Raw genomic sequence first — 12,479 nt, forward strand, 5'->3', positions numbered from 1 at the left:
CTTGCCCCGAAAACTTTTGTTGTCGCCCCTTCGCGGGAATGGATGCGATATTTACCCCGCCACCACCACAAACCCCCTCTTCCTCAGCAATTCGAGCACCCCCCTAGGCCCGCCAAGATGCAACGCCCCGATAGCCACGAACACCGGCTTATCCGGCGCGGCCAGTGCCACCATCCGGCTAACAAACCGCTGATTTCGCTGATAAACCACGCGATTATCCACCTGATCCGCGAGCGCCTTGTTCCTCGCGAGCTTGCTCGACTTCGCATCGTCCCAGGCTTTCAAAGCATCCGCATCGCCGATCCGCCATAACCGATGCAGCTCCTTCACATCCGCGATATTCTCCGCGGGCGTCTGCACCAGATCCTGCGCGAGCATCTCGCGCTGCTGCGCCGACGTAAGCCGAGTAAACGTCGTGATCTGCTCGTTCAGCGTCTCCAGTCCGACGATCTTCCCCCGCACCCGCAGATAAACATTCTGCAACTGTGCCTCCGTCCCGTACTCGCTCTGAAACCCGGCCTTCAACGTGTCATACGTTTCGATCAGCATCGACGCGAGCCACGGCCGCGTATGGCGCAACTCCTTCAACGCCGCGGGATTGCCGCGCATGCGCGCCTCGACCTTCTTCCACATCGAGTCCGGCAGATAGTCGATCAGACACTCGCTGCGGCACATGCCGTAACGGTTCACATCGTCCTGTGACACAAGCAGTTCGTCGGGGGAGATTTCGAGCGCCAGTGTCGGCGAGGCTTCGAGCGCCGCGAGTATGGGTTTGCGAAACGGCTGCTCGGGCGGATAGTCGCTCGCGAATCCCACATGGAGCGTGCCGAGCACGTAGAGAGTGGTCGCGCCCTTCGTCGCGACATAGAACGGCATGCGCGGCGGCTGCGCACGCACCGGGCCGCTCGCGGTCGTGCCGTTCGACCTATCCGCGCGCGGCGGCGAAGCTGGATTGGCGGGCGCGGCGGCGGAGCCGGCATCGCCCGCCGCCTGCGGCGTGCGCGATCCGATCACGGCAAAGCTCGCGGGCGAAACAATCACGCCGCCCGTAAACAGCACGAACGACAGCACGAAGGCTGTCGCTTGGGCGAACGCCGCGCGCAGGAGGCGCGGCTTGACGAGTGAATCCGGCACGACCGACATCTTAAAACATTCGCATGACGCGCCGTGCACGCCCGCGCCGGCATTTCAGGCCTCGTCGTCCCCCACTTCCTCCGCGCGATGACACGACACCTGACGTCCATCGACCACGCGCAGCTTCGGCTCTTCCACGCGGCATCGCTCGATCGCATACGGACAACGCTGATGGAACGTGCAGCCCGACGGCGGATTGAGCGGCGACGGCATCTCGCCCTGCAGCTTGATCTTGATGCGCCGGTCTTCCTCGAAGATCGCAGGCGTCGCGGACATCAGCGAGCGTGTGTACGGATGACGAGGCTTCGCGAAAATCGTCTTCTTGTCGCCAAGCTCGGCGACGCCGCCGAAATACATCACCATCACGTCGTCGGCAATATGCTCCACCACCGACAGATTGTGCGAGATGAACACGTAGCTCGTGCCGAACTGCGCCTGGAGATCCATGAACAGATTGAGAATCTGCGCCTGGATCGAAACATCGAGCGCGGACACCGGCTCGTCCGCGACGACGATCTGCGGATCCAGAATCATCGCGCGCGCGATCGCCACGCGTTGACGCTGCCCGCCCGAAAACATGTGCGGATAGCGCGACGCATGCTCCGGCCGCAACCCGACCGTGCGCATCATGTGCGCGATGCGTTCGGCGCGTTCGCTGGCGCTGAGCTTCGTGTTGATCGCGAGCGGCTCGCCCAGCGTCTGCTCGACGGTCTTGCGCGGATTCAGCGACGCGAACGGGTTCTGAAACACCATCTGCACGCGCTGGCGCAACTCGGCGATCTTCGCCTTGCTCGCGCCCGCGACGTCATCGCCTTCGATCAGCAAGCGGCCCGACGTCGGCGCTTCGATCATCGTCAACTGGCGCGCTAGCGTGGACTTGCCGCAACCCGATTCGCCGACGACCGCAAGCGTGCGCCCGCGCTTCAATTCGAACGACACGCCGTTCAACGCCTTCACCGTGCCGTGCTTGAACGCGCTGCGCTTCACTTCGTAATGCTTCGTGAGCTGGTCCGCGGCGAGCACGATGTCCTGATTCATTTCCTTCGGTACGGCGTTCATCGCGCGCCCCCTTCCACCACCACATCGATGTTCAACGGCTTGATGCATCGCGCGCGCACGGCCGGATCGTTCTTGTCGAGCTGGAACAGATTCGGCCGGCCCTTCCAGCAATCGTCGACGACATACTTGCAGCGCGGCGCGAACAGACATCCGCTCGGCCGGTCGTCCTTGCCCGGCACCATGCCCGGCAGCGCGGCGAGACGCTCGGCGCCTCGGCTGTGCTCGGGAATCGCGGCGAGCAACGCTTCCGTGTACGGATGATGCGGTTCGCTGAAGATCGTCGGCACGTGGTTCGTTTCGATGATTTCGCCCGCGTACATCACCGCAACACGCTGCGCCACTTCGGACACGACCGCGAGATCGTGCGAAATCAGCACGAGCGCCATGCCGCGTTCCTTCTGCAGCTTCACGAGCAGTTCCATGATCTGCGCCTGGATCGTCACGTCGAGCGCGGTGGTCGGCTCGTCGGCGATCAAGAGCTTCGGATTGCACGCGACGGCCATCGCGATCATCACGCGCTGGTTCATGCCGCCCGACATCTGATGCGGAAACGCGTTGATGCGGCTCTTCGCATCCGGAATGCCGACCTGATCGAGCAGCTCGAGCGCACGCCTGTTGAGCGCATCGCCGCGCAAACCCTCGTGCAGCTTCAGCACTTCCTTGATCTGATAGCCCACGGTATAGCTCGGGTTCAGGCTCGTCAGCGCGTCCTGAAACACCATCGCGATGTCCTTGCCGATGATCCTGCGACGCGCACGCGCCGATGCCTTCAACAAGTCCTTGCCGTCGAACGTGATCTGATCGGCGGTCACTTTGCCGGGGGCGTCGATGAGGCCCATCAGCGCCATCATCGTGACGCTCTTGCCCGAGCCCGATTCGCCGACGACACCGACCACTTCGCCCGGCTTCACGGAAAGATCGATGCGATCGACGGCCTGCGTGCCGCCGAACGTCACCTGCAAATTTCGGATAGTCAGAAGATCGTTCATATCAGCCCATCCGCTTGAGTTTCGGATCGAGCGCATCGCGCAGCCCGTCGCCGAGGAGGTTGATGACGAGCACCGAGATCAGGATCGACAGGCCCGGCATCGTCACGATCCACCACGCGCTTTCGATGTAATCGCGCGCCGATGCGAGCATCGCGCCCCACTCCGCCGCCGGCGGTTGCACGCCGAGGCCGAGGAAGCCGAGCGCGGCGGCATCGAGAATCGCGGAGGAAAAACCGAGCGTCGCCTGCACGATGAGCGGTGCGGCGCAGTTTGGCAGCACCTGCGAGAACATGAGCCGCACGGTGCCCGCGCCCGCGACGCGCGATGCCGTCACGTATTCCTTCTGCAGCTCGCCAAGCGCGGACGCGCGCGTGAGACGCACATAACCCGGCAGCGCGACGATTGCGATGGCGAGCATCGTGTTGACGAGCCCCGGCCCGATGATCGCAACGACGGCGACCGCGAGCAGCAGCGACGGCAACGCGAGCAGCACGTCCATCACGCGCATGATCGGCGTGTCGAGCCAGTGGAAGAACGCGGCCATGAGACCGAGCACGACGCCGGGAATCAGCGCGAGCACGACCGACACGAAGCCGATCCAGAACGACAGCCGCGCGCCGTACATCAGGCGCGAGAGAATGTCGCGGCCGGCTTCATCGGTGCCGAGCAGGAACATGCGATTACCGCCTTCGAGCCAGGCGGGCGGAATCTTCACGTGATCGCGATATTGCTCGATCGGGCTATGCGGCGCGATCAGCGGCGCGGTCAGGGCGACGAGAATCAACACGAGGACGATCAGGCCTGCGATGACAGCGCCACGATTGCGCGAGAAGTTTGCCCAGAATTCGCGCGCCGCGACCATGCGGCCGGAAGGCGGCGTAAGCGCGCCGGGCGGGAGATTGTTTTGAACGTCAGCCATTTGTCGTGTTTCCTCAGCGAGTATGGCGAATGCGCGGATTCAACACGCCGTACAACAGATCGACGACCAGATTCACGACGATCACGAGCGTCGCGATCATCAGAATGCCGCCTTGCACGACCGGATAGTCGCGACGCGAAATCGCATCGATGAGCCACTTGCCCACGCCCGGCCACGAGAACAGCGTCTCGGTCAGCACCGCGCCCGCGAGCAGCGTGCCGACCTGCAGGCCGATCACGGTCACCACGGGAATCAGCGCGTTGCGCAGCGCATGCACGACCACCACGCGCAGCGGCGCGAGACCTTTCGCGCGCGCCGTGCGGATGTAGTCCTCGCGCAGCACTTCGAGCATGGACGAACGCGTCATGCGCGCGACGACCGCGAGCGGAATCGTGCCGAGCACGATGGTCGGCAGAATCAGATGCGACAGCGCCGACTTGAACGCGCCTTCATCGGTGGAAAAGAGCGAATCGATCAGCATGAAGCCGGTGACGTGCGGAATGTCGTATTCCACCGCGATGCGGCCCGACACCGGCGTCCAGCCGAGCTTCGCCGAGAAGAACATGATGAGGATCAAACCCCACCAGAAAATCGGCATCGAATAGCCGGTGAGCGCGGTGCCCATCACGCCGTGATCGACGACGGTGCCGCGTCGCAACGCAGCAGCGACGCCCGCCGGCAAGCCGACGGCGAGCGCGAAGATCATCGCGCAGATGGAAAGCTCGACGGTCGCGGGAAAGCGCGCGAGGAACTCGCCCATTACGCTCGTGTTCGTGATGATCGAGGTGCCGAGATCGCCCTTCAGCGCGTGTCCGACGTAAGTGAGATATTGCATCGGGAGCGGCTGGTCGAGGCCTAAGCGCTTCATGGCTTCGGCGTGCATCGCCGGGTCCACGCCGCGCTCGCCCATCATCACTTCGATGGGGTCGCCAGGGATCAGGTGGATGAGCGCGAACGCGAGAATCGTAATGCCGATGAACGTCGGTATCACCATTCCTATGCGCCGCAAAACGAATCGGAACATGATCGCCCTTTGGGTATCGTTCGTGGGGATAGAAATGTGAACGGCGGCTTGGATCGCTCTCGACCCGCGCCGCCGGACCTTTTCGATTAATTATGGTTTAGTGCAAAAAGTGTTCCGCAGCAAAACCTTATTGCAGGCCGACGCCATCGAAGCGCGCGTAGCCGAGCGGCTCGATCTTCATGTTCGTCACCTTCTTGCTCACCGGCTGATAGACCGTCGAGTGCGCGATCGGCGAGAACGGCAGTTGTTGCGCGAAGATCTGCTGCGCGTCGGTGTAGGCCTTGGTGCGCGCGGCCACGTCGGTGGTCGAGCGGCCCTTCACGACGAGTTCGTCGAACGGCTTGTAGCACCACTTCGAGAAGTTGCTGCCCTTCACCGCGTCGCAGCCGAGCAGCGTGCCGAGCCAGTTGTCGGGATCGCCGTTGTCGCCCGTCCAGCCGATCAGGAGCGCATCATGCTCGCCCGCGTGCGCGCGCTTCAGATACTCGCCCCACTCGTACGAGACGATCTTCGCCTTCACGCCGATCTTCGCCCAGTCGGCCTGGATCATTTCCGCCATCAGGCGCGCGTTCGGGTTGTACGCGCGCTGAACCGGCATGGCCCACAGCGTGATTTCGAAGCCGTCCGGAAAGCCCGCTTTCTTTAGCAGTTCCTTCGCCTTCGCGGTGTCGTACGCCTGGCCTTTCAGGTTCTTGTCGTAGGACCACTGCGTCGGCGGCATCGGTGCGGTGGCCGGCTGGCCCGCGCCCTGATACACGGAATCGATGATCGCCTTCTTGTTGATGGCCATGTCGAGCGCGCGGCGCACGTCGGTGTTGTCGAGGCCCTTCTTCGTCACGTTGTACGCGACATAGCCTTCGTTGAAGCCCGCCTGCGACGGTGTATCCACATTCGACGCCGACTTCAGCGCCGCGATGTCGCCCGGACGCGGATAGCTCATCACCTGGCATTCGTTGTTCTTCAGCTTCTGCACGCGCACGGCGGCGTCCGGCGTGATCGAGAAGATCAGCTTCGAGATCTGCACCGCGTTCGGCTTCCAGTAATCAGGATTGCCGTCGAAGCGGATGGTCGCGTCCTTCGTGTAGCTGCGGAAGATGAACGGGCCCGTGCCCACCGGCTGCTGATTGATATCGGCGGCCTTGCCGTCCTTCATCAGCTTGTCGGTGTATTCGGCGGAGAGAATCGATGCGTATTCCATCGCCATGTTCTGAATGAACGGCGCGCTCACTTCCTTGAGCGTGAACTTCACGGTGTACGGGTCGACCTTCTCGATCTTCGAGATCAGCTTGTCCATGCCGAGGTCCGTGAAATACGGGAACTGGACGTTATATGCCTTGCGGAACGGATTGTTCGGATCGAGCATGCGGTTGAACGTGAAGATCACGTCGTCCGCGTTGAATTCGCGCGTCGGCTTGAAGAACGACGTCGTCTGGAACTTCACGCCGTGACGCAAATGGAAGGTGTACGTAAGGCCATCCGAGGACACGTCCCACTTTTCCGCGAGGCCCGGCTCGACCTTCGTGCCGCCGCGCTCGAATTCGACGAGACGGTTATAGACGGTGAAGGTGTTCGCGGTGAAATCGGTGCCGGTGGTGTACTGGGCCGGATCGAAGCCGGCGGGGCTGCCTTCCGAGCAGTAGACGAGCGTCTTGTTCGGGATGGTGGCGGCGTTCGCCGCGCTCGCCGCAAAGAGCGATGCCGTGGCCACGGCGCCCGCGAGCGCCGATCTGCGGACGGCTCGCAACAGGCTGTTTTTCTTCATGTTTCCTCCAGGTCGATGCCGGTGATTTTGGCCGGCGTAGCGCGAGTTTAATGGATCGCATCGCCCGTTTTGCGGACGCACGCGCGAAGTCGGGCGCTACCCTAGCACGAACAAAAGTGACATGCGTAGTTGGTTTTCCCCACTAGAGTTTGTCGTCGATCGCACTCCAATAAGGGTAGGTTATTGGCCATGCGTGGAGGTGATGGAGCAGGGCGCGAGATATTGCGCGCGCGGACGCGAAGCGGCGCAAAAAGGCGAAAATAGAAGGGGAAGGAAACAGAACCGCGCGGCGAACGCCGCGCGGGTGAAACACTCATGCAATCAGAGACTTTTGAAGCCGAGACGCTCGCAAATCGTCTTGGAAGCCCACGAGCCGTTGAGCGTGTAGAAATGCAGCCCGGGCGCGCTTTCGTCGATGAGACGCTGACACAGGCCGGTCACCACATCGGCGCCGAACGCGCGGATCGACTCGCGATCGTCGCCGAAGCTCTCCAGCCGGCGCGCGACCCACTTCGGCACTTCCGCGCCGCACATGTCGGAGAAGCGCATCAGTTGCGTGAAGTTGGTGATCGGCATGATGCCCGGCACGATCGGCACGTCGACGCCGAGCTTCCTCGCTTCCTCGACGAACTTGAAGTACGAATCGGCGTTGAAGAAATACTGCGTGATCGCGGAGTTCGCGCCCGCCTTCACCTTGCGCGCGAAGTTTTCGAGATCGGCTTTCGGCGACTTCGATTGCGGATGAAACTCCGGATACGCGGCCACTTCGATGTTGAACCAGTCGCCGTGCTCCTGACGAATGAACGCCACGAGCTCCGACGCATAGCGCAACTCGCCGACTTCGCCCATGCCCGAAGGCAGATCGCCGCGCAGCGCGACGATATGGCGAATGCCATGCTCACGGTAGTTCGAAAGGATCGCGCGCAGATTGTCTTTCGACGAGCCGATGCACGACAAATGCGGCGCGGCCTCGAAGCCTTCCGCGGCCATTTCGAGCACGTTGTCGAGCGTGCCTTGCTGGGTGGAGCCGCCCGCGCCGAACGTCACGGAGACGAACTTGGGCGAGAGCTTCCTGAGCTCCGCGCGGGAAGCGCGCAGCTTGTTCACGCCGTCCTGCGTCTTCGGCGGGAAAAACTCGAATGAGAGTTCGATCGGTTTCATGATGATGGATGATCGGGCGGCGGCGGGGCCTCGTCGGCCTGAATCAGCCGAGGTTGCGGTTGCCGAAGACGAGTGCCGACAACAGCCACGACACGATGCTGTACAGAATCGAGCCGAAGAACGCGGACCAGAATCCCGACACCTCGAAGCCCTTCAGCAGCGAAGACGCGAGCCAGAAGCACAGCGCATTCACCACGAGAATGAAGAGCCCGAGCGTGAGGACCGTCACCGGCAGCGTCAGGATGATGAGGATCGGCCTCAGCACTGCGTTGATGAGCCCGAGCACGATCGCGATGATGAGCGCCGTGCCGAAACTGCGAATGTGAATCGACGGCACGAGATAGGTGATGATCAGGAGCGCGAGCGCGTTGATCAGCCATGTCAGCAGCACGGTCATCGAAGGTTCTCCGGTTGATGCATCGAATCGCGCGGGCGTGGTCGTCACGCCCGCGAGAAGGCACTGCCGCCGCTTGCGATTAATAGCGGTATTGGTTCGGCTTGAACGGGCCGTTCTTGTCGACGCCGATATAGCCGGCCTGCTCGTCCGACAGCACGGTCAGTTCCGCGCCGATGCGGCCGAGGTGCAGGCGCGCGACCTTCTCGTCGAGATGCTTCGGCAGCACGTAGACCTTGTTCTCGTACTTCTTGCCTTGGCAGAACAGTTCGATCTGCGCGAGCGTCTGGTTCGTGAACGAGTTCGACATCACGAACGACGGATGGCCGGTCGCGCAGCCGAGATTCACGAGACGGCCTTCAGCCAGGATGATGATCTTCTTGCCGTCCGGGAACACGATGTGATCGACTTGCGGCTTGATGTTGTCCCACGTGTACTGGCGCGTCGACGCGATATCGATTTCCGAATCGAAATGGCCGATATTGCAGACGATCGCGTTGTTGCGCATCGCCTTCATGTGGTCGTGGTTGATGACGTGGTAGTTGCCCGTCGCCGTCACGAAGATGTCGGCCTTGTCGGCGGCGTATTCCATCGTCACCACGCGGTAGCCTTCCATCGCCGCCTGCAGCGCGCAGATCGGATCGATTTCCGTGACCCACACGGTTGCGCCGAGACCGCGCAGCGATTGCGCACAGCCCTTGCCCACGTCGCCGTAACCGGCCACGACCGCGATCTTGCCCGCGATCATCACGTCGGTCGCGCGCTTGATGCCGTCGACGAGCGACTCGCGGCAGCCGTACAGGTTGTCGAACTTCGACTTCGTGACCGAATCGTTGACGTTGATGGCCGGGAACGGCAGGCGGCCTTCCTTTTCCATCTGATACAGGCGATGCACGCCCGTCGTCGTTTCTTCCGTCACGCCCTGGATGTGCGACAGGCGCGTGGAGTAGTACGTCGGATCCGCGTCCAGATGCTTGCCGATGGCCTTGTACAGCGCGACTTCTTCCTCGTTCGTCGGCTTGGCGATGACCGAACGGTCCTTTTCCGCCTTCGCGCCGAGGATAAGCAGGAGCGTTGCGTCGCCGCCGTCATCGAGAATCATGTTGGCAAACTGACCGTTCGGCCATTCGAAGATGCGGTGCGTGAATTCCCAGTACTCGTCGAGCGATTCGCCCTTGAACGCGAATACCGGCGTGCCGCCGGCGGCAATCGCGGCGGCGGCGTGGTCCTGCGTCGAGAAGATGTTGCACGACGCCCAGCGAACGTCCGCGCCCAGCGCCGTGAGCGTTTCGATCAGCACGCCCGTCTGAATGGTCATGTGCAGCGAACCGGCGATCCGCGCGCCCTTCAGCGGCTGCTGCGCCTTGTACTCTTCGCGCGTCTGGATGAGACCCGGCATCTCCGTTTCGGCGATGTCGAGTTCCTTGCGGCCCCATGCGGCCAGCGACATGTCGGCGACGACGAAATCCTTGGAATCTTTGGAATCGAGAACTGCGGCGTTCATCACGCCCTCCTTTTCTAAAAAGACTAGAAATGTTGACGTGAGCGCCGTTCGAATGCGGTGGCTCAGCGGGCTTTTACATGGCCTTCGAACCGTCCGGATTGAAGGCCTCCGAGCCTGGCGGATGATTTTGGAATCACCCGTCGCAACGCTCCTCGGAGGCGAACGTCGATTGTAGCAAAGTCTCGTAGCGCGAACGGTATTTCGAGACGCTGAAATGGGCTTCGCGCGATGGCGCGAATCAGAAAGGCAGGACCGACAGAACCGGCGCGAGCAGCACCATCACGACGCCCGCGATCATCATCGTGAGACTCGCGACTACGCCCTCTTCGTTCCCCAGTTCGCGCGCCTTCGCCGTGCCGACGCCATGCGCCGCCGCACCGAACAGCGCGCCGCGCGCGAGCCGCGTGCGCAGCGGCACGAGCGCGAGCACGATCTCGCCGAAGAGCATGCCGCAGACGCCCGTCGCGATCACGAAGAGCGCGGTCAGGTCCTTCGGCGCGTGAATCTTGTCGGAGACGGCGAGCGCGAAGGGCGTGGAAACGGAGCGCGTCGCGAGGCTGCGCTGCAATTCCGGCGACAGATGCAGCAGCTTGGCGAGCGCGAGCGACCCGCCTACCGCCACCAGAATGCCGACCGTCACGCCGACGGTGAGCGAAATCCAGTGCCGCCTGATGAGCGCGCGATACTCGTAGATCGGCACGGCGAAGGCGACTGTCGCCGGGCCGAGCAGCCACATGAGCCAGCGCGTGTCGGCGTAGTAAACGGAGTACGGAATGCGCGCCATCGCGACGATGAGCACGAGCACCGCCGGCACCGCCAGAAGCGGCGTGAGCCACGGCCGCCTGAAGCGCGCGTAGAGCTGCTTGGCCGCGAAATACAGCGCGACGGTCAGCACGAAGCAGCCCGCCGCAATCAGGCGCGCGGCGTCGTCTTCGAGAAGAGAGGCGAAAAAGTGGTTCATGTCCGCTCGCTCAGGCGCGCGCCGCGTGCCGTGCGCCGAGCGCGCGGCGCAATGCGAGACGGCGTTCGAGGCGCGCCGCACGGTCGACGGCGAACGCGACGGCCACCATCACCATCAACGTTCCTCCAACCACCACGAGCGCGAGCCGCCAGCCGTCTTCCATGAAAAGGCCGCCGTACTGCACCGCCGCGACCGCCGCCGGGATGAAGAACAGCAGCATGTCGGAGAGCAGCCAGTCGGCGCCCGCCTTCACCCAGCGCGGCGCGATGCCGCCGCAGAACAGCAGCGCGAGCAGCGCGACCAGCCCGATGACGCCGCCCGGCACGGGCAACGCCAGCTTGCGCGCGACGAAGTCCGCCGCGACCCAGATTCCCGCGAGCGCGGCGGACTGCAGCGCGACGCGCAGAAAGCGGCCGAAAGCGGATGGCGTGTGGGTGGTGAGGGCGGCGGACATGGCGGACTCTTCTACGTGAAATGCAATTGATTAGGGTTAACCTGTAGGAAGAGTATATGGGCGCCCATCGCATAATAAAAATGACTTAACCTTATCCAAATCATTCCAAACTGGAATTCCGGAGTCGACGATGGAATTGCGCGCCTTGCGATACTTCATCGAGGTCGTGAAGCAGAAGAGCTTCACCGCCGCCGCCGAGCACATGTTCGTGACCCAGCCGACCATCAGCAAGATGGTGAAGGCGCTGGAAGACGAGGTCGGCTCGCCGCTGCTGCTGCGCGAGGGCCGTCAGATGGTGCTGACGGACGCGGGCCAGATCGTCTATCAGCGCGGCGTCGAGGTGCTGGCGGCGCATGCGCGCCTCGAAGCCGAACTGAACGATCTCGGCACATTCGGACGCGGCACGCTGACGATCGGCATTCCGCCGATGGGCGGAGCGCTGTTCACGCCGGCCATCGCCGCGTTCCGGCGTCGTTATCCGAAGGTCGAGCTGAAGTTGTTCGAGCGCGGGTCGAAGGCGATCGAGGCGGCGCTGATCGATGGCGAACTGGAGCTGGGCGGCGTCTTGCAGCCGGTCAACACCGAGATGTTCGACGTGCTGCCCGTCAGCCGCCAGATTCTGTGGCTCGTCGCGCCGAAGGGCTCGCGCTGGGACGATGCCCGCGAAGTCGCCCTCACTGATCTCGCCGCCGAACCGTTCGTGTTCTACGGCGAGAGTCTCGCGCTCAACGATGTCGTGCTCAACGCGTGCCGCGAGGCGGGGTTCGCACCGACGATCGTCGGGCGCAGCGGGCACTGGGATTTCATGGCGGCGCTGGTGCAGGCGGGCATCGGCATCGCGCTGCTTCCCGCGCCCTACTGCCGCCGGCTCGACGCCGACGCGTTCACCTGCCGCCCTGTGGTCGCGCCGGAGATTCACTGGGACATGGCGCTCGGCTGGCGGCGCAACGGTTATCTGTCGCATGCGGCGCGGGCGTGGATCGAAGTCGCGCGTGAAATGCTGCCCGCCAATCTCGATCAGGACTTCATGGCCGATGGCTTCCCGCGCGCGCGGCGCGGCGAGCCGGGCGCGTGATTCACATGCGCCCAAACGAAACGCGCCGGCCCGCGTTGTGCGG

12 protein-coding genes and 1 riboswitch are annotated in these 12,479 nt (G+C 63.2%); of the genes, 1 reads left to right on the forward strand and 11 read right to left on the reverse strand.

What is annotated here, in order from left to right; translation table 11 throughout:
* Window positions 1-51 precede the first annotated feature (51 nt).
* The 11 genes from AC1Z32_RS12775 to AC1Z32_RS12825 form a co-directional block, all read right to left on the reverse strand.
* Window positions 52-1,143, reverse strand: a complete 1,092-nt coding sequence (locus tag AC1Z32_RS12775) for a TraB/GumN family protein (RefSeq protein WP_483479016.1) — start codon at window positions 1,141-1,143, stop codon at window positions 52-54.
* Window positions 1,144-1,188: 45 nt separating this feature from the next.
* Window positions 1,189-2,193: a peptide ABC transporter ATP-binding protein gene (locus AC1Z32_RS12780; protein ID WP_483479017.1), complete on the reverse strand. Its 1,005-nt coding sequence runs from the start codon at window positions 2,191-2,193 to the stop codon at window positions 1,189-1,191.
* Window positions 2,190-3,182 carry an ABC transporter ATP-binding protein gene (locus AC1Z32_RS12785; protein ID WP_483479018.1) on the reverse strand — a complete coding sequence of 331 codons (993 nt, stop codon included), beginning with the start codon at window positions 3,180-3,182 and terminating at the stop codon, window positions 2,190-2,192. The genes AC1Z32_RS12780 and AC1Z32_RS12785 overlap by 4 nt, the downstream gene beginning before the upstream one ends.
* Before the next feature lies 1 nt (window position 3,183).
* A complete protein-coding gene (locus tag AC1Z32_RS12790; protein WP_483479019.1) occupies window positions 3,184-4,101 on the reverse strand; it encodes an ABC transporter permease subunit in 918 nt (305 codons plus the stop codon).
* A gap of 13 nt (window positions 4,102-4,114) precedes the next feature.
* Window positions 4,115-5,125, reverse strand: a complete 1,011-nt coding sequence (locus AC1Z32_RS12795; RefSeq protein ID WP_483479020.1) for an ABC transporter permease subunit — start codon at window positions 5,123-5,125, stop codon at window positions 4,115-4,117.
* A gap of 127 nt (window positions 5,126-5,252) precedes the next feature.
* The gene (locus AC1Z32_RS12800) at window positions 5,253-6,887 is read right to left on the reverse strand and encodes an ABC transporter substrate-binding protein (protein WP_483479021.1); all 1,635 of its coding nucleotides are present in this window, start codon (window positions 6,885-6,887) and stop codon (window positions 5,253-5,255) included.
* A 321-nt stretch (window positions 6,888-7,208) separates the two neighbouring features.
* Window positions 7,209-8,048, reverse strand: coding sequence for a methylenetetrahydrofolate reductase [NAD(P)H] (gene metF, locus AC1Z32_RS12805; protein WP_483479022.1), 840 nt, complete (start codon window positions 8,046-8,048; stop codon window positions 7,209-7,211).
* Between the two features lie 43 nt (window positions 8,049-8,091).
* On the reverse strand, window positions 8,092-8,445 hold the full coding sequence (locus AC1Z32_RS12810; protein ID WP_483479023.1) for a phage holin family protein: 354 nt from the start codon (window positions 8,443-8,445) through the stop codon (window positions 8,092-8,094).
* Window positions 8,446-8,524: 79 nt separating this feature from the next.
* On the reverse strand, window positions 8,525-9,946 hold the full coding sequence (ahcY, locus tag AC1Z32_RS12815; protein WP_483479024.1) for an adenosylhomocysteinase: 1,422 nt from the start codon (window positions 9,944-9,946) through the stop codon (window positions 8,525-8,527).
* Window positions 9,947-9,978: 32 nt separating this feature from the next.
* Window positions 9,979-10,106, reverse strand: a riboswitch (S-adenosyl-L-homocysteine riboswitch).
* A gap of 78 nt (window positions 10,107-10,184) precedes the next feature.
* The gene (locus AC1Z32_RS12820) at window positions 10,185-10,907 is read right to left on the reverse strand and encodes an LrgB family protein (RefSeq protein ID WP_483479025.1); all 723 of its coding nucleotides are present in this window, start codon (window positions 10,905-10,907) and stop codon (window positions 10,185-10,187) included.
* Window positions 10,908-10,917: 10 nt separating this feature from the next.
* Window positions 10,918-11,361: a CidA/LrgA family protein gene (locus tag AC1Z32_RS12825; protein ID WP_483479026.1), complete on the reverse strand. Its 444-nt coding sequence runs from the start codon at window positions 11,359-11,361 to the stop codon at window positions 10,918-10,920.
* Between the two features lie 130 nt (window positions 11,362-11,491).
* On the opposite strand from AC1Z32_RS12825, the gene AC1Z32_RS12830 reads away from it, so the two are divergent.
* Complete coding sequence (locus AC1Z32_RS12830) at window positions 11,492-12,436, forward strand: LysR substrate-binding domain-containing protein (RefSeq protein WP_483479027.1); 945 nt, start codon at window positions 11,492-11,494, stop codon at window positions 12,434-12,436.
* Window positions 12,437-12,479: the final 43 nt, after the last annotated feature.

This window comes from Caballeronia sp. 11_S32 (assembly GCF_056930355.1).